The sequence below is a fragment of the Niallia sp. FSL R7-0271 genome (assembly GCF_038005785.1).
Lineage (GTDB): Bacteria > Bacillota > Bacilli > Bacillales > Cytobacillaceae > Niallia.
Genome location: NZ_JBBOTZ010000005.1, coordinates 1 through 18,383, shown reverse-complemented (window position 1 = coordinate 18,383; position 18,383 = coordinate 1). Strand labels below are relative to the sequence as shown.

Below are 18,383 nucleotides of genomic sequence, written 5' to 3'. Positions count from 1 at the left end.
TAAAAAAACATCTTTTTGTAACAAAAACGGTCATTTTTGTTACAAGAACAGTTTTATAAATAATTTAAAGTTAAAATAGCATTCTAGTTGTAACAAAAATATGTAACAAAATTAATATGTAACAATACTATTTTTATACCTTTTTTGATACAATTAATCTGAAAAGGAAGTGAATTTCATGAAATTTGGTTATATGAGAGTTTCCACTATGGATCAGAATTTAGATCGTCAGGAACAACAATTAGTAGAATTTGGATGCGAGAGAATTTTTTTCGAAAAAGTAACAGGTGCGAAACGAAATCGGCCAGAATTAAATCAATTGTTAGAATATTTACGTTCTGGGGATACAGTTGTAGTTACAGATCTTACTAGGCTATCTCGTTCTACTAAAGACTTAATAGAGATTGCTGAACTAATTGCAAAGAAGGGTGCAAATTTAAAAAGTTTGAAAGAATCCTGGCTTGATACTACAACAGCCCATGGAAAAATGCTCTTTACTGTTTTCGCAGGTATTTCACAGTTTGAGCGTGACTTAACTTCTGAGCGAACAAAAGAAGGAATTCTGGCTGCAAGAAAACGAGGGAAAGTACCAGGGAGGCCGCCTATTGATAATGAAAAAATAAATTTTGCTTTTTATTTAATGGAGCAAGGTATAACACTTTCTGAGGCAGCAGATAAAGCTGGAGTATCCAGAATGACTCTTTACCGCAAAATGAATAAAACCAATAATGATTAAAAATAGGAATAGATCAACTAGTAATTAGTTGCTTCCATTTCTGAAGGAGTTGTTTATATGAGTGAACTTCCCCCACTAACATCATTTTCAGAAGAACAAAGACAAAAGGCTATGGATAAATATTGGTTGATTGCTCCTTATCTTAATCAAGAAAAACCACTGAAAGCTATTGCTGAAGAAACTGGCATTACCAAACGAACACTTCATAATTGGATTAACAAGTATAACCATTTTGGACTAAGGGGTCTGATTCGTAAAGGTCGTACTGATTCAGGAGATTTTAAAGTTGAGAATAATGTATTGGAAGAGATAAAGAACCTTATATTCAATCATAGAAGGAATTCGGTCTCTTCTATCCATAGAAAAATATGTGAAGTATGTAAAAAGAAAAATTGGAAACAACCTAGTTATTATCAAGTCTATTCCATTTCGAAATCTCTTTCACCCAGTCTTAAGAAGTTAGCCTATGAAGGGAATAAAGAATATAAAAACAAATATGATTTGATATATCGACGTGAAGCAAACTACCCCAATGAAATTTGGCAAGCTGATCACACTCTACTAGATATTATCGTGTTAAATGAAAAAGGAAAACCAGAAAGGCCTTGGTTAACAATTATCTTAGATGATTATAGTCGAGCAATTGCTGGGTACTATTTATCCTTTGAATCCCCCACTGCAATAAACACATCATTAGTTTTACACCAAGCAATATGGAAGAAAGGAAATCGTGATTGGCCAATATGTGGCATCCCAGAAAAATTCTACACAGATCACGGAAGTGATTTTACCTCTAAACATTTAGAACAGGTAGCAATTGATTTGAAAATTAACTTAGTCTTTTCGACTGTAGGTGTTCCTAGAGGACGAGGGAAAATTGAAAGGTTTTTTCTAACGGTAAATCAATTGTTTTTGCAAGATTTACCTGGTTATTTAGGTAATCAAACCACCCAGTCCCTTCTCACAATTAAAGAACTTGATGAAAAATTTTCAACATTCCTTATATATAAGTATCACCATAGGATTCATGGCACAACAAAAAAGGAACCAATACATTCTTGGAATAGTTCAGGATTTCTACCTAATATGCCAGAAAGCTTAGAAACTTTGGATTTATTATTATTAAACGTAGCAAAACCAAGAAAAGTGCATTCTGATGGTATCCATTTTCAAGGCATGAGATATATAGATACTAATTTAGCTGCGTACGTTGGTGAAACTGTGATTATTCGTTACAATCCAAGAGATATTGCAGAAATTAGAGTATTTTATCAGGATAAATACATATGTACTGCCATTTCTCCTGAAATCTCTGATTATACCGTAGATCTTAAAGAAATTGTTTCTGCCCGAAATAAAGTAAGAAAAACTTTAAAGAAACAACTAGAACCTAGAAAATCTGTTATAGAAGAAGTTAGAGATTCCAAACAAGAAGAATATAAACGTTTTACAGAATTTTGCGATGCTTGTATCAAATATAAATATATAGGTATTTGTTATGGGGTTCCAGGTGTCGGAAAAACCTTATCTTCAAGGTATTATACAAATTGGGATAATATAGAGAAGCAAATAGCTTATAAAAAAGCAGATGAAATTCCTTTAAAAACGGATGGAGCAATTCTTGAGGCCAACACAATTTTTTATACAGCTCCAGCAGTCCGATCTACTAAAATGACTGACAATATCAATACTTTAGGATTTAGAATAAATATGTCAAAGGCGATGTATAAACTACATACTACGGGCGAAGAAGAATATTATTCAGATTCCTATAAAGATATAGATTTAATCATTGTCGATGAAATTGACCGATTAAAACTGCAAAGTTTAGAACAACTTAGGGATATTTATGATCAAAACAACGTAGCAATGATATTAATTGGAATGCCAGGAATTGAAAAACGATTAGCTCGTTATCCTCAACTATACTCTAGAATTGGTTTTGCTCATGAGTTTGACAAACTAAGTAAAGATGAAGCTCATCATATACTTGAGTATAAATGGGAAGAGCTTGGACTTTCTATAAAACTTGAAGATTTTTCTGATTATGAAGCCATAAGCAACATCATAAAGATAACAGGAGGGAACTTTAGGCTTATACAAAGACTATTTACACAGATAGAGAGAATTCTTGAAATTAATAAACTTACTACTATAACTACAGATGTTGTTGAAGCCGCAAGAGATAGTTTAGTTATTGGAATTAAATAATAGTAAAAAAGCTATCCTTTATTATGGATAGCTTTTTGTATTTAATGAAAAATAACTATTAAAATAAGTGAAAAATAAAACCAAAATTTACAACTAGGTTTTCTTTTTGGTGTCAATTCTTTTAAGTTATGAAACTTTAGATGAAATAAAAATATCAAGCAGATTTAATCTCTGCTTGATATTTTTATTTCATCTTTATTTTTGATTTTCTCAAAAGTGAATAATTTAAGGAATTATCGAATCTCTAAATTAGAATTCTTAATGCTTATACGAAGTATAACCTCCTAGACACCTAAATCTTCCGCGTGTTCCATCATTGCTTCATCTAATAGGTCAACTAATTCTTGAGTGCTGTACATATATAAAACTACATCTGGAGGATTTTCATCACTATGAACTTCGGCTTCAATTCTAATTTTAGTTTTTTTTTCATTATATACAACATTGAAAGTACCAATTTCTTTAACTTCATTGTGTATCATTAATTCAATTTCGGACTGAATATAATTTATATCCGACTGACTAAAACCAGAATCTAGCACCGAGGAATTAATACGATTTAATAATGGTTCTACCTGTTCAAAATCAAAATTCATTCCAGCTGCAAGTGGTGATTCTTCATAACTATTTGAAGTAGTATTTTTCTTAAACATGTAAAAACCTCCCCCAATTAAAAGTACAATAAAAAAGACAATTAATTTTTTAATAAAAAGTCCTCCTATTTTAATTGATTTAAGTACCGTAACTAATAAAATGATAAATCCCATATTTAAAAATTAAAATGGGATTTTATCATTTTCAAATTAATTCTATCTCTAATTAAGCACTGTACACCCAAAAACCTATACCTTTACTCTTTAAGTAATTTCTTAATGGTTCAGAAGCACCACACTTACCTGTTTTCTTACTTCTAAGGAAATGCCAATACGCATATACTACTTTTTTCTTTTCGTTTTTTAGTAACCAAGCATCTTTTCTAACTTGTAATTTATGCCTAGAGGATTTAGTAGCATATCCAACCTTGACTTCATGAGCAACTTTATTAGCATACACATCTATTATTCTACCACCCCCACCATCAACTTCAGTCCAAAAGTACTTGTGCGGATCCCCTCCAAAAATCATATGAATATAATCTTCGCCATCTTTACCAGTGGAGAATGAAGGATATATATACAGTCCTTTAGTCTTTGTCCTACTACCTCCGTATATTCTAATCCCTCTTCTTCCATCAATATCAATAAAATAATTAGGATTATTTTCAGCATATATATAACCATGTTGTGAGGTTAAGTCAGTAACTTGTCCAGCTTCTGGATCAAGTGTTAGAAAAACACCATCTATAGGATTGTAATACCTAGCTTTAAGATAATAATGTTTAGTCTCATTATCATAATAATAGTTGGCGTAACGAATAGAATTCTCTTCAGCAATTACTCCTTTTAAGCTAATAATATTACCGAATGCATCATACTCATATGAACCAACCTCAGCTCCTTTACTATCGATTATGCTAATAACATCCCCTCTTTGATTTCTTAAGAATAAATATTTATTAGTTTCCCAAGTGTTATCTTGTTTTTTATTATATATCAGCATGCCTGTGATTATTTCATCATTGCCATCCCATTGATAATATCGATAACTTATTATTTGATTATTTTCTTTCAAAATTTCTATTGCAAGTTTGTTATTATCATAGTAATATTCAATAGTTTTAGATCCAATTAACTTCTTTATTCTTAAACCATTTTCATCATATTCATATCTAGCTACTTCATTATTATTTAAGTTACTAACTTTAGTTAAAGATCCCATATCATTATATTCATACTTAAAAACATCATCTTTTATAAGTTTCCCATCAGTATCATATATATATGGTATTTTGTTTTTCTCAATGATCTGGTTACCCTCATTATAGGAATAAGCTATTTCTTTTCCCTTTACAATGGCTTTTACCCTATTACCAAGATTATCGTATTGATACTCATTAGTGGTACCATTTTGAAAATTTTCCTTTACTAATTGGTCATCACCATCATAAGAATAAGTTACACTATTATTCTTACTAATTTCCTTTAAAATATTACCTGAATTATCATACTCATAAGATAATGATTGTAAAAGAGTCGAATCATTAATTTTATATTGAATAGAATTCACTTTACTACTCTTATTAAATAGGGAAGTACTTTCAACTAAACCATCGTTATAATTTTGTACCACTTTATTTTGGTCTGAATCATAAGTATACACATTCTTAAATAAAGGGGTTGAACCTAAACTGGATATAGTACTACTTATTTTTCCTATTTCATCATACTCGAACTGTTGATTAATTTTTAAACTTTTCACTGTATCATTATAATTAATTATTTTGTTTTTTATCCGATCACTAGCATCATATTCATTGCTCGTAGAGTAATTGCCTTGATTATAATTACTAATTAAATTAGTTGCCGTATAACTAATTTGTTTTTCAATTATATTACTATTTGTAATAATATTTTTTAAAGTTACACTCGTAACATTTCCTAAATCATCATATCCATTAGTTATTAATAATGAGTCTTGTCCATTTTTATTTTTAAATGAAACATTCTTAATTTGATATAAATCATCATAATCATAATTCTTTGTAGTACCTGAATTCATTTTTACGGTCTTAAGATTTCCGGTCTCGTCATAGGTATTAATAACTTTATTTGTTAGATTAGCATTTATAGGATAAACAGATTCTAAAAGTTGATTATTTCCATTATATTTAAATGTTTTTCGATTATCATTAGGATTTATTACAGCAGTGATATTACCATTATTATCATATTCGTAAGTTGTGGTATTACCATTACCATCAGTTACCCCTGTTTTAATCTCTGGATATAATAAATCATACTTATAACCTGTTGCCCTATTCTCACCATCAAATTCTTTAACCACTTGACCAAAATCATCAAAAATAGTAGTTGTAGAATTACCATTGATATCTTTAATAATTGTTTTATTATTAGCATCATCGTAGGTTTGAATAATCGCTGTATTATTTTGATATATTTCTTTAGTTTGTCGCCCATATTTATCGTACTCATACTTTTTCAGTTCATCACCTATTTGAGTACTTATTAAATTATATCCCGAGTACTGATTGATTGTCTTTATGCCATCGGGACTTATCTCCTCAATGACCTGATTTTTATCGTTGTAAGTAAAAGCTGTAATGTTTCCTTCTTTATCAGTATTGGTTAGTATATTGCCATTACCATCATATTTATTTACGGATGAGTTACCTAATTCATCAGTTTCTGTTAACTCATTATAATTTTCGTCATATGTTACCTTACTTTGGGTTTCATCATCATTTATAACAGTTGCTACAGCAAATGTATTATTAACAGTATCACGTTCGTAAGTTGTTGTGTTGCCTTCAATATCAATCTGATAATATTTATTATTAGCTTTGTCATACTTGTAAGTGGTAAGTACAGATTCATTACCGTCACTTTGTGGTGTAAGTACTTCTAATTTGTTATCCTCATAACTGAAAGTGTTTATATTATTTTTAGCATCCGTATAAACTGTTAAATTGTTATCCTCATTATAATCAAATAAGTTAGTAATAGACTTTTCGGTCCCATTTGCGTTAATTGTTGTTTTAATCAATCGCTTCTCATCATCATACGTATAAATAACCGAACGGTTATTATAACTAGACATAGTTATAAGATCACCTGAATATGTGAATTTCAAACTACTTTTAAGAATAGGGTTATTATTTTCATCCACTTCTAAAACTTCTATTAATTTATTGTCCTCTGAGTACTTAAATCTAATTTGGTTATTATTATTATCTTTATAATAAGATAATCGATAACTATTTGGTAAAGTAGGATTGGCTTCAAAATATTTTGTAAAACCTTCTTTATCAGCCAATGCAAACCCTGCTTTGCTATTTACTGAAACATCTTTTAATTGAAGATACTTTCCTTTAGGCGATGTATATGTCCCAGTTTTAGGGTTATAAACAAACTCATGTCTTGTACCGTCTTCATCAAAATAATAAAAATCGGAAGAATTGGAGTCTTTCTTTACAAAGTATTCATTTCCGTTAAATGTCCATCCTTTACCTAATACAGAAGATTGATTAGATTTGGAATTATAGTATCTATTAAAATTAAATTCCTCAATTCTTCTTGTATAGATAGAATGATCTTTAAAATTAAGATTTAAATTTCCTGTTGTAACATTCACTGATGCTTCTGCATTTCCAATCTCATGTGTTCCGAAAGTGTAATAGTCTTCTATACCTGATAATTCATCATTGGGTACAAAGGAGGTATAAACACTAGTTGATGCTGCACTTAATCCTCTTGGCCCATCAATTTTATCTTTTTCACTAGGAGGTTCTATTTCATCATTAATTGTATAAGCTCTTACTCTTACTTCATATTCTTTTTTACTAAACAGTGATGAATCCGCCCCATTCTTTTTATAATAAGGAGTCGGATCCATTGGTAGATAATCTACATTCGGAAATAATCTAAATACTTCTCCATTTTCATCTTCTAATGTAGACCAAGACGTCACATTTCCAACATCATAACTTCGGTAGCCACTACCGTCATTGATTTCCACAATGTAGCCACCAGCAACATCTATCTTATCCCATTTAATATTTAGAATTCCTCGATTATTTACGTCATCCACAATCTCATTTGATACGGAGATATTCTTTACTGTTGGTAATTGTATGTATCCGTAATTTGAGACCGACCTTGGTGTTTCTCCTAAATCACTTACTGCAACTACTACAATAGAATACCTTTTAAATGATTGGTATCCATCATTAGCATTTGTATAAGTTTGTCTTGGGTCTATTGGAAGCTCTGAACCATTTTTATCGTGATGTAGAGCAAACTTACCAGCTGAAATTTCGGTACTAGTAGGCCATATCTTTTGTCCTTTAGTTGACCAACTTGTAACATTTCCTACATTAAAACTTTCATAATCTTTACCGTTATAAATTAATACCTTATAACCTTTTGCTCCAGCCACAGCATCCCATTTAATATCCAACCAACCTTTTTCTTTATTCGTAACGTCAGTTTCAGGATATGCATAACCTTTTACTGTAGGCATGTCTGGTGTATCTACCAAATTAGCAGGGATTGCTTTTTTTACTTCAGCAGATAAAGGACTTGATCCATTCTCATATATAGCCTTTACCTTAAAACCATATTCTTTTCTTGTAGTTGAAGTCCCACTCTTTGCCGAATAAAAAGCACTTGGATCAACTGGAAGTTCAACACCTGTACCGTCAAGTTTGTAACTGCTGCTTGTAGAGTAAGGAGATTTAGGGAACATTTTTTTATTTTTCGAAGACCAACTTGTCCCAGTCCCTGTATAAACAGTTTCAAAACTTTTCCCATTATACATTTGTAATTCGTAAGATTTAGCCCCATTCATAGAAGGCCAGGAAACATCTACATAGCCTGTTGTCGCTCCATCAGCAGTTTGTGTAGCTTTTACTGTAGGATTCTTCATCGTCGGATAATGATAAGAAATAACTAACTTAGCTACATTTTCGGTTTCAGCAGAACTTAACTTCTTCCAGTAGGTTTGTCCGTTTCCATTAGTATGGAATTTAAACCCATCATTTTGATAGTCTCCATTAATCCATCCTTGTACAGTTGCTTTAACTGGGAAAGTAGCCCACTCATCTCTAGCAACTGTAGTGCTGGTAATGGCAGCAGATCCTGGTTTATTATTCCAAGTCAATTCATTTGCATACCATGGTCCTGTTACACGATCCACCCAAAGTCCAGTTTTTTGTGTAGCATAATAAGCATGCGTTACATAGGTTTTTAAATCTGCAGAATCAACCACAGCACCTTTTAAATTCGTTAAGGAAAACTTTATAAAAGCATAGTTTGTTCCTGTTGTACTATCATACTTACCAACTTTTAAAACATATTCGCCCTGAACTGAATCCCATTCCTTATTATAGTTCGTATTTGGGTAAGCACTTGAGACAAAGGAGTCACCCATAGCATCTACAGAAACTGAAGGATCTATATATACTGGGAATACTCTTTCATCTGATTCCAACCACTTTTTATCAACAACTAATTTTATGGAATATTGATTAGTATCAATTGTTTCTATTTCATAGTGCAATTGATTAGATTTTACCCCGTTACCTAGACCATTATTAACATTGGAGTCCTCCATCATAGGTGAAGGTAGAATAAATACTTTTTCTTTTGAATCCTTATTTTCATAAAATCTAATTGATCCATCGTCTTCTAACTTAGGATACAAATCAGTATTAACTACATAGTTAAACTCATTTATTCCTTGATATTCGTTAATAATCCAGTCTTCTTTAACTTCTTTATTCAAAGAAACATGCCTTAAATCAATACCTGGCAATACATTTTTGTACGTTACTTTATTTTCATTTGTCTCAGCATTTTGTTGTTGCTGTAGAGTAAAACTTTCTTTCCCATCACTTGCTGTAATGTTGGAAAACTCTAAAGAATGTTCTCCAAAGGAATATTTAATTTGTTCTTTTGAAGAAATCTTAGTAGGATATGCAGCTTCTAGTTGAGTTATTTCGGTTTCAAGTAACTCATCTTTGCTATTTAGAATAATATCTGTAGATATTTCCTCCCATTTCCCATCTACTTTGGTATGAATAGGCTCTGCGTATATCTCTGTTGTAAGTTGTCCCTCATCATTTATGAATGTTTTAGAATATTCATCTCTCTCGTTTTCTATTTCTTCTGAATTTTCTATTATCTCATCAGTTGAAATATTTGTACTCTCATCTGTCGAATTTACTACCTCATTACCAGTATTAGCTTGAGCATAAGATGGTAATATGGAGATAACTAGAGTAATACTGAGTATTATTAATATAAACCTCTTAAACAAACGAATTCCCCCTATTATTTTAAAATACGCTTCATTATAACGATTATTCATAAAGTGGTATACTAATATCATTCTCCTTTTTTCTACATATTTCGACATTTTATAATTTATTATAGTAACTTGAATCATAATGTAATTTGAATCATAATGTAATAAGTACTTTGGGATACTCGTTAGACTGATTATACGTATGATATACTTTTCATGATGTAATATTTTTATAACTTGAAGAATGAGTCTCTGTATGGCAAACTACAAATCTTATTAATAAAGGAGTAATTCCATGGCTTCTATTGAAAGAAAGAAAATGGATAATGCTTTAAAACAAGTTGTAATATCTGCTTTAAGAGAACAAGGTTTTAAAGGGTCACTTCCTCATTTCAGAAGAATAAATGAAAATAACATTGATTTAATTACCTTTCAATTCAACAAATGGGGAGGCTCTTTTGTTGTTGAGTTAGCTAGTTGTTCTAAGGAAGATACTCCCGTCATTAGGGGAGAAAAGCTTCCACCAAATAAAGTAACTGCACATTTTATAAATGATCGGTTTAGATTAGGAGGTAAATCATTAGATGAAGGCGGTATATGGTTTAATTTTGAATCTGCAAAAAGCGACCAAGATTACATTGAAGTTGCAAATAGTGTTCTGAAACTTTTACATACCTCGGATAAAACATGGATTTCTTCTCTATATAAATAAGGAATTCCTCTATAGGAATTCCTTATTTATTAACTCAACTATTTTCTATATCACTAAAAGTAAAAATCAATTTAATTATCCTACTATTTAACAATTAAGCTCAATTACAGAATTAGAACATTAAATCTTAAGTTATGACACTTAGATGCAAATAAAATACCAATTATTATAAATATAGACTGGTGAATTTTGAATTCACCAGTCTATTTCTATATTTCTTCTTAAGATTATTGATAGTAATGAATACCATTTCTAATTACTGGCGTTTTAATATAACCAGCACCTTCAATTATAAGTTCACCTTGTCCAGATCTTGCACCAGCTAGTACACCTCTTAAAATTAGTGTACCATTATTAAGAAGACTTCCAAAAGCTTTCCCATTCGGCTCAACAATAAGTACACTATTATTTGAAATCATCATAGAACCGCTTAAGTTACCTATTACTATTATTTTTCCACCACTATCAACCGAAACAGACCCGCTTTGTTTGCCCTTTATGTATGCTGTAGCACCACTATGAACATGTAAACTTCCAGACAAACTCCCTAATAATTGAAATTCACCACTTTCTACTTGAACCGTTCCACTATGCTTTCCTGTTAGGGTATAATTTTCATTAATAACTAACGGGGGGACTTCTTCTCCGTTAATAATATCGTAAGGATAGTTACTCATCATTATTCCTCCTTCTAGGTTTTTACCATACTTTTAGTTTAAAAGAAGTTAGATACAAATACTTACTTTTTTTAAAATGGAACCTCTAAAAAAGAACACACCACAAAATTTAATGCTATTAGCAAGCTCCGCTAAATAGAAAAATAGGCATAGTTAGAAAAAGGAGTACTAAATTGGTACTCCTTTCAATGTACTCCTGCTACATTTGATAAATATCTATTCAAAATAAATATTGTAAATGATGTAATAATAGCGATTAAAATCAATAGAACTATTCATCCAACTTTACCTAAAATGCACGTTCAAATAATATGGATGCTTTTAATCGTATTTCTTTGAGGGATCTTGATAAGCCTTGGAGTCAGCAAGCGTGCTTCGTGTAACTTTAGCACTCCTTCTAAGTGTTGTACCCTCTTTATATTTTATTTCTCTGAATTTCTTAGTTTCTTTTTGAACAGGTAATTTTGGCGGATCATGCATAAGCCATTCAAAATTTTTCATTTCTTTAGCTGTTGGTGTATTCACTCTAAAAAGCTGCTGTATTACTTCGTACTGACCATCTGTTGTTGCAAGAAGATGAATTTGACCTCTTGACTCAAGCAACTCTTTACAAAGCTTTCTAAATCTATTGGCGGCTCTTACAGTTGGTAATGGCATCCCAATAACTTCTTTGTATGATGTTCTTAACTCAAGTTCTTTCCCTATTTCCTTTTCTTTAATAGCAAAGAAAGTATTACTGTCATATTGATTTGCAGTTCCAGCAAACTGTATAAATCGTCTGATACAATCTGAACCTACTTTTAATAAAGCCTTTGTATTAGCATTTTGTATTAACCAATTTTCAATATAGTTTTTATGGTTACAGAGTTGGCAGTTTTCAACAAATTCATCTGATTCATTTGAAATATGTGTAACTAATTCCCACTCTTTTTTTGCTTCCTCAAAATCGTTACTCAGACTATTTTCAATAATGATTTTAGTTACTAATGGTCCCGGAACAGTGGTTAATTCCTTTTGTGAATTTTCTTCTAAAACAGTTCGATTATTACGATGCCTCAACAACACACCTCCAAAGTTTTTCTTATGAATATTTTACCATAATTCTAGCCAAGAGACGAACAAATGTTTTGTAATAATTTTAGTGATACAAATGGTAAAATCAACATTATTTCAAACTTTAATTTACTGTTTTATTAAAACTATTAAAATATGTGAACTACAAATAGATTGGTTGATTCAAAGAAAAAACGTCTACTATAATAAGTAGACGTTTAGAAATTCATTGCGATTGCTAAGTAATAATTGTGCAGTTTTCTTTAAAACATACTAAACTTTAATATGCAACCCCAACTCCAGGTAATACCTTATACTCATCACCATCAAGAGAATAAGCTTTACCAGATAATGTTGCATATCCACCGTTGTTTTTATTCATTGATACAGCACCACTAACAGAAGAACCAGCAGCTCCCATACCTCCTATTGTTGCATCTCTTTTAAAACCAGAATAATATCTTAATTTTATTACGCCACTAAAATGGTAAGGCCATAATGTAGCTGGTCTAACAGTATAGTAAATCGTTCTTCCATTTGTAGCAGCAGTAACATTTGCACTCCCACCTGGTCCAACTGCTTGAATACCGATTCCAGTATTATTTGTATTAGCTGTTACACTATTTGGTTCTTCTTTGATAAGATTAGCAATGTCAGGATCATTACCAAAATCTCTTACAGTAATTTCTTCGTCCTGATAAATTATTTCTCCTTGCGTAGTTAAATCTTCTAATTGAATGTCATTTTCACTAGCAAAAGTTCGATCTGCAATAATAAAGGATACTAATAAAACAAATACCCCAACAAAAAATTTCCTCATATTTCTATTTCCTCCTATTTATTTTATATATGTATAATGTTACCATAAAAAAATAAAGGAGTGTTGTTTTTGGAAGAAAATATAAAAAATTCAGATATTTTTGAGCGTGTTTTAAAAGGACAATGCAAAATTAATAATATTTCAACTAGGAAACCTAAGGTTGAAAATATTAACAATTTAATTGTTGTTAGTGTTAAAAATCATCTAAAAGAAGGAGTAGACTTTGAATGTTTTAAAATTTTAAATTTAATTTATCAAATAATTTCACCTATCGGTGTAAAGTTCAACCAACAATTGTACCTTTATCCAGACTCAAAACGAGTTGATAGAGTAACAGTGTCATTTGAAGTTGAGGAATATAAAAGACTGAATAATGAATTGAATTTATTGTTAGGAATCGAAAATCATAATTAAACACAAAGTACCCACTAATAATACAAATAGTGGGTACTTTTATAATATTCAAGCGCAAAATTAGTGATATCAAATATGTCAGTGTTAAAGGGAATAAACTTTTACTTTATTTATACCTTATTATCATTTTGAAGCCCATTAGGTTTTGTACACTTCCAAAATCCAACTAACAACTTCCTTTTTTATTTTTTTCCGTTCTATATCGTTCTATTTGTTCTTTAATTCTTTCAATATCAATTCTTCCAGATTTTCTCTATCAAAAATAAAAAGGTTTGTTTTCTGCCTATCAGCATATGAAGGTCCATCTTCTGGAAATATGGCTGATTCATGTATGTATGAAAGTAATGTTTTCATTTTATCCATCTAATTGAATTCTCCTATTATGTATTAGAAAAAGAATAATTGTTAATAATGATAAAAGGTGCAAGAGAATGAAATATTAGTAACTGGATGAGTTAGCGCGCAACTCAGATATCTTTACTCTCCTTCGAGTATAAAGGAAGAATATCGAAAGTTAATAATAGATTAGTTTTCTCCAAACACAAATATTAAATGCCTTGATCGATCATATGGCATAAGAAACAATAACTATAGTGTGTACCTTGTAAGTTACTGATAAGGTAGGTACTCTTATTAAAAATACAAACATAATAGATTGCCCTAAAAGAAATACCTATTTCTTAGGGCTATTTGTGTTTAGTAAATATATCGGTTAATTCTTAACTTTATATAGTCGATTAAATATGGTTTATAATATGTATATAAAATCTTTGGTTGGTATTTAACTCATAATGAACTTCTTATAATTAGGGAGTAATATTAATTATGAGGTGAACTGCATTGTTTGTCAGTCCTATGTTATTAGAAAGAAGTGTTTTTTAGTTATTGTTATCCTTGTTTAAATAATAATCCAGAAGTAATTCTGATTTATTTCTGAGGTTAGCATTAAAATATCTATGTTTTTCATGATATCCTTTATAATAGAAATCATATTCTGTAAATACTCCATCATTATTACCTCTGATAGCTTTCATATTGAATTTACGCATATCATCATTAATCTTTTTAAGATCCTTTTGCACCTTTAACATTGTGTATTCAATTAGGTTTAGATAAACTAGCTTAATCTTAAAGGAAGATTTTTCGGTTGCTTTTCTGTCATGCTCCAATACTGACAATACTAAAGGTAAATAGATGGATTGCTCAATTATTCTTCTATGTTCGTCTGTTATCTTTGTCACTTATTCCACTTCCTTTAGCAGCTATATATTTATTAGATTCCATGCCTATAACAGGTTCATATATAACTCTTGGGATGTTCTCTATAATGTTAAGTATTTGTTCTATTCTTATTACTTCAATAGAGAATGGATTACTCAAGATTAGATATTCAATTTTTCCGTTAAATGTATATATCCACTCTAATAAATTTTTGTCTGCACTTATTCTATATGAGCTGTATATTTCTGCTAACTCATTTTCTTTGCAAATTGCAGTGTGAATATTAAAATCCGTATATTCAAGTAAAAAAATACCATGTTTAGGAGGAGATATTTTCTCATAACTTTTTATGTGTTTTTGCCAATTTTTCTTAACTGAATTTACAATATTAAGATGTGAGTGTTGTTCAAATGGGCGAAAAAATGATTTGCTTACTAGTGGTCTGTCTTCACTACTATCAAGTTCACTTAAAAAAGCTGTTTCGCTCTCCCTTCTTAAAATCATAGATTCTTGCTTCTGTTTTGCGCCTTTTCTTCCCTCTAACGATGAAGTAATTGCAAAATGTTCTATAAAACCATTTTCAAATACAAAATCAGGAAATTCATTACTACTCTGATTAGGCCTAGCATCCTTTAACCATTTTTGCAATTCAATATACTGTTGATCAGACATACCAAAACAATCTTTCTTATATAAATTATTTTTTACTAAATCCAAGCATTTTTGCTCTGCGTTATTTTGGTATTCTTGATTCTTACTCATATTGCACACCCTTTCTATTTATGGTTTATTATCTATACAATTAAATCATCTAAGAAAATCAAAGGAATATACGTTCTATTTTAAATGGTATAAAAATATATTCAATAAAAAAAGTGGAGAAACCCCACTTTTTTCAATCATTATTTCTTCTGTTTTTCCATTTTTCAAATAAGGATTTCACATTCTTGTAAAGCCGCTGATACCCTGGTAGTGTAAGATATTGAATTTCCATATTTACTTTAGAATGAGCCAATCCATAAAGCGTTGATAAAGTATTGGTTTTCCTAAAAATCCAACTTCCTAGTTCTTCTTTCGTAATATTATTTACTCCTATTTTTTCGTTATTAATATGATAATAAGATTCTATTAAGTAACCGGCAGTCTTCCCAAAATTTGCTCCCTTCATTTTATGGTATAAAATTAATCCATTTTGAAAGTAATCTCTTCCATATCGCTCAAAAGTTGGGGATGTTGTATTTCCTTCTATCTCTAGATTAATTGTTTGCAATTTTTCTATTTCTTTTTCAATATCACTCAAAACCTCTTCTCTACGCTTTAGAAGCAATTCATATGACTTTAATCTTAGTTGGCTTTTAAACGTTAAATAAGCAACTATAATCCCCGCTATCAGTGCAATATAAGGAGCTAATGATGTAATTGAAGGCATTTTATTTCCCCATTTCATTGTTCATATTTTTTTTGTAAACACTAAAAAAGAGATATCTATGTATCTCTTTTTCTAGTAATTATTTAACTACAAGGGCTTTTTTTCCCATTGCGTTGTAAATCTTAACAAACTTATCTTTTGCCATTCTAACATGTTGACCACTTTGTTTATTGGATTCAGGATCATTAAAATAAACATATTTTTTATCAACACCTGTTACTACAATAGCATGTAGTGGGCTAGGAGCCGTGATTTTTTTTCCTTTTGACGTCTTCCAATAACGGTTATACGGCATTTCATGTGAGATAGTAAACCATACTACAGTTGGCTTTCCATCCTTAACATAACCTTCAATTGTACTGAAATTTTTCCCATATAAAGCAAGACTTCCTTTTCTATACTTATCCACTACTTTTTTCAATGGTTTTGGATTAATTGTAAAGCCTGTCCCAAATGGGTCACCAACAAAACCTACCTCTGGATCTCCCCATGTTTTTATTGAACCGTCTTTATTTCTTTTTAATGCAGTCTTATCTTTTGGCATTTCTTTAGCTAAAACTGTTTTATCTACTTTCTTGCCATAATAAGCTAAAGCCATTGCTACCGAAGTAACTTCACAACCAGAAGGTAATTGTGGTCTTTGTTTAATTAGGGGTACGTTTAACACTTTTGTTTTAGATATATATTGTCCACTAACATATCCCTTTTTACTTTTATAATTGATTTGATACCAACCATTGGACATTGTTTTTTTAACGGAAACAATCTCATTTCTTTTTAAGGAACCAATTGTCTTATATTTAGTTCCTGCACCACTTCTTACATTAAGAGCAGAAGCATTGACTGAATAAATAGTAGTTGTTTTTGATGCTGCTTCCACCTTATGACTAAAAGATTCTCCCATCATAGTAAGAAGCATCACCATTACGGCAACCATTGCAAATAACTTTTTAGTGATTTTGTTTTTCTTATGTTTTGGTCTGTTCATAATAGTTTCCCCTATTTCTTTATTTTTTACAACTATATCCATATACCTAAGAAAGACAGATTATGTATGTATATAGTTGGATGATAACATGAAAGCACTTCACATATAAGAAGTTTTAATAATACTTAAGAACTATTTTGTATAATTTTCATAAAGTATACATGTATACTTTATGTTTTTAAGAAAAGAGATACCTTTTAGAGATATCTCTTTGATATCAACCTTACACTTTTGCTAAAACCTTATTAGGAGTTTTTTTAAAAGCTTCTGCTAGATCGTCTTGGGAAAGTTTTAATGCGGTGAAAACTTTTTGATAAGTCTTATCTGTAACCCCACCACTTCCACCTTCTATACGGTGGATTGTCTTAACAGCAACCCCAGATTTATCAGCTAACTCTTTTTGCGTAAGTTTCTTATCCATTCGAGCAGCAAAAACTAATTTACCCAAACTAGCTGAAAAGCTAAAAAATGTATCATGTAATTCTGGTATATTTTGTACAATATCATGTCCCATGTTAACTAAATCCAATATAATTACCTCCTATCTTACTTAAAATACTTTACATATTTAGACGGTTCTTGGTTCAAATTATAATAAATACTGTATGCTTTATCTCTAAATTGGTTTGTTAAATCAAATTGTACTTGTTCTTTCTTTACAAAAGGATAAATAAAGCAGTAGTACTGTACCCCTTTATAAGTATAAGGAAAGAAAATTGCTCTAAATCTCCATTCGGATTCTTCTATATTTATTCGGAGTTCATAAATATTTTCTTTGGCCAAAGGCTTTATCAACTCAAAACTTTTGCTATAAGTTTTACCTTCAACTGTAATTTCAAGTTCATGAAAAAAACGATTTGAGCCTGTAGGTAGGTTAGAAAAATCTACATATTGCATATAGTCTAGGGCTTTTAAAAGATATGCTAACTGAACCCGATATTTATGTTCACTTTCTGCCTTTTTTCCTAAGCTAACTAAATATGGTGCGAATATGTCTCTATTGTAATCATTGGGAAATGAGATTACTTTTGCTTTCTTATTTAACTTTACCATTATAATATCATATATGCAATAAAACGTTAAACAATTTATGTCATATATGACACATTCCCCTCCCTTGTCCATTGTTTTTATGTATTTAAGCCTTTTTTACTTATTTTAGCATATGTTTTTTCTTTTAATGTTTTGGGTTTCACCT

16 protein-coding genes and 1 pseudogene are annotated in these 18,383 nt (G+C 30.5%); 5 read left to right on the top strand and 12 right to left on the bottom strand.

Going from position 1 to position 18,383, the window contains the following annotated elements:
• Positions 1-178 precede the first annotated feature (178 nt).
• From MKX82_RS29885 to MKX82_RS29875, 3 genes and pseudogenes are all read left to right on the top strand, one after another.
• Positions 179-736 (top strand): recombinase family protein, encoded by a 558-nt coding sequence (locus MKX82_RS29885; protein ID WP_127738745.1) that lies wholly within the window; start codon positions 179-181, stop codon positions 734-736.
• Positions 737-793: 57 nt separating this feature from the next.
• Positions 794-2,176, top strand: a pseudogene (locus MKX82_RS29880) (Mu transposase C-terminal domain-containing protein); the annotation flags it as partial.
• Positions 2,177-2,206: 30 nt separating this feature from the next.
• A complete protein-coding gene (locus MKX82_RS29875; protein ID WP_445738873.1) occupies positions 2,207-2,947 on the top strand; it encodes an AAA family ATPase in 741 nt (246 codons plus the stop codon).
• A gap of 284 nt (positions 2,948-3,231) precedes the next feature.
• Here MKX82_RS29875 and MKX82_RS29870 read toward each other — a convergent pair whose 3' ends face one another.
• A complete protein-coding gene (locus MKX82_RS29870; RefSeq protein ID WP_341082297.1) occupies positions 3,232-3,714 on the bottom strand; it encodes a hypothetical protein in 483 nt (160 codons plus the stop codon).
• A gap of 52 nt (positions 3,715-3,766) precedes the next feature.
• Positions 3,767-9,934 (bottom strand): DNRLRE domain-containing protein, encoded by a 6,168-nt coding sequence (locus MKX82_RS29865; protein ID WP_341082296.1) that lies wholly within the window; start codon positions 9,932-9,934, stop codon positions 3,767-3,769.
• Between the two features lie 232 nt (positions 9,935-10,166).
• Here MKX82_RS29865 and MKX82_RS29860 point away from each other — a divergent pair, with 232 nt between their 5' ends.
• Positions 10,167-10,583 carry a DUF4304 domain-containing protein gene (locus MKX82_RS29860; RefSeq protein WP_341082295.1) on the top strand — a complete coding sequence of 139 codons (417 nt, stop codon included), beginning with the start codon at positions 10,167-10,169 and terminating at the stop codon, positions 10,581-10,583.
• 227 nt (positions 10,584-10,810) lie between these two features.
• On the opposite strand, the gene MKX82_RS29855 is transcribed toward MKX82_RS29860, so the two are convergent.
• From MKX82_RS29855 to MKX82_RS29845, 3 genes are all read right to left on the bottom strand, one after another.
• Positions 10,811-11,263 (bottom strand): hypothetical protein, encoded by a 453-nt coding sequence (locus MKX82_RS29855; protein ID WP_341082294.1) that lies wholly within the window; start codon positions 11,261-11,263, stop codon positions 10,811-10,813.
• 318 nt (positions 11,264-11,581) lie between these two features.
• Positions 11,582-12,319 (bottom strand): hypothetical protein, encoded by a 738-nt coding sequence (locus tag MKX82_RS29850; RefSeq protein ID WP_341082293.1) that lies wholly within the window; start codon positions 12,317-12,319, stop codon positions 11,582-11,584.
• Positions 12,320-12,593: 274 nt separating this feature from the next.
• Positions 12,594-13,133 (bottom strand): hypothetical protein, encoded by a 540-nt coding sequence (locus MKX82_RS29845; protein WP_341082292.1) that lies wholly within the window; start codon positions 13,131-13,133, stop codon positions 12,594-12,596.
• Positions 13,134-13,202: 69 nt separating this feature from the next.
• Here MKX82_RS29845 and MKX82_RS29840 point away from each other — a divergent pair, with 69 nt between their 5' ends.
• The gene (locus MKX82_RS29840; protein WP_341082291.1) at positions 13,203-13,547 is read left to right on the top strand and encodes a hypothetical protein; all 345 of its coding nucleotides are present in this window, start codon (positions 13,203-13,205) and stop codon (positions 13,545-13,547) included.
• A 207-nt stretch (positions 13,548-13,754) separates the two neighbouring features.
• Here the strand turns inward: MKX82_RS29840 and MKX82_RS29835 are convergent, their stop codons facing one another.
• The 7 genes from MKX82_RS29835 to MKX82_RS29805 all read right to left on the bottom strand — a co-directional run bounded on the left by MKX82_RS29835 (position 13,755) and on the right by MKX82_RS29805 (position 18,238).
• Positions 13,755-13,910 carry a hypothetical protein gene (locus MKX82_RS29835; protein ID WP_341082290.1) on the bottom strand — a complete coding sequence of 52 codons (156 nt, stop codon included), beginning with the start codon at positions 13,908-13,910 and terminating at the stop codon, positions 13,755-13,757.
• Between the two features lie 515 nt (positions 13,911-14,425).
• Positions 14,426-14,788, bottom strand: a complete 363-nt coding sequence (locus tag MKX82_RS29830; protein WP_341082288.1) for a hypothetical protein — start codon at positions 14,786-14,788, stop codon at positions 14,426-14,428.
• Complete coding sequence (locus tag MKX82_RS29825) at positions 14,763-15,530, bottom strand: hypothetical protein (RefSeq protein WP_341082285.1); 768 nt, start codon at positions 15,528-15,530, stop codon at positions 14,763-14,765. Before MKX82_RS29825 ends, MKX82_RS29830 begins: the two co-directional genes overlap by 26 nt.
• A gap of 133 nt (positions 15,531-15,663) precedes the next feature.
• On the bottom strand, positions 15,664-16,197 hold the full coding sequence (locus tag MKX82_RS29820) for a hypothetical protein (RefSeq protein WP_341082284.1): 534 nt from the start codon (positions 16,195-16,197) through the stop codon (positions 15,664-15,666).
• A gap of 79 nt (positions 16,198-16,276) precedes the next feature.
• Positions 16,277-17,185: a C39 family peptidase gene (locus MKX82_RS29815; RefSeq protein ID WP_341082283.1), complete on the bottom strand. Its 909-nt coding sequence runs from the start codon at positions 17,183-17,185 to the stop codon at positions 16,277-16,279.
• Between the two features lie 223 nt (positions 17,186-17,408).
• Positions 17,409-17,714 (bottom strand): helix-turn-helix domain-containing protein, encoded by a 306-nt coding sequence (locus MKX82_RS29810; RefSeq protein ID WP_341082282.1) that lies wholly within the window; start codon positions 17,712-17,714, stop codon positions 17,409-17,411.
• A gap of 17 nt (positions 17,715-17,731) precedes the next feature.
• Positions 17,732-18,238 (bottom strand): hypothetical protein, encoded by a 507-nt coding sequence (locus tag MKX82_RS29805; RefSeq protein ID WP_341082280.1) that lies wholly within the window; start codon positions 18,236-18,238, stop codon positions 17,732-17,734.
• Between the last annotated feature and the right edge of the window lie 145 nt (positions 18,239-18,383).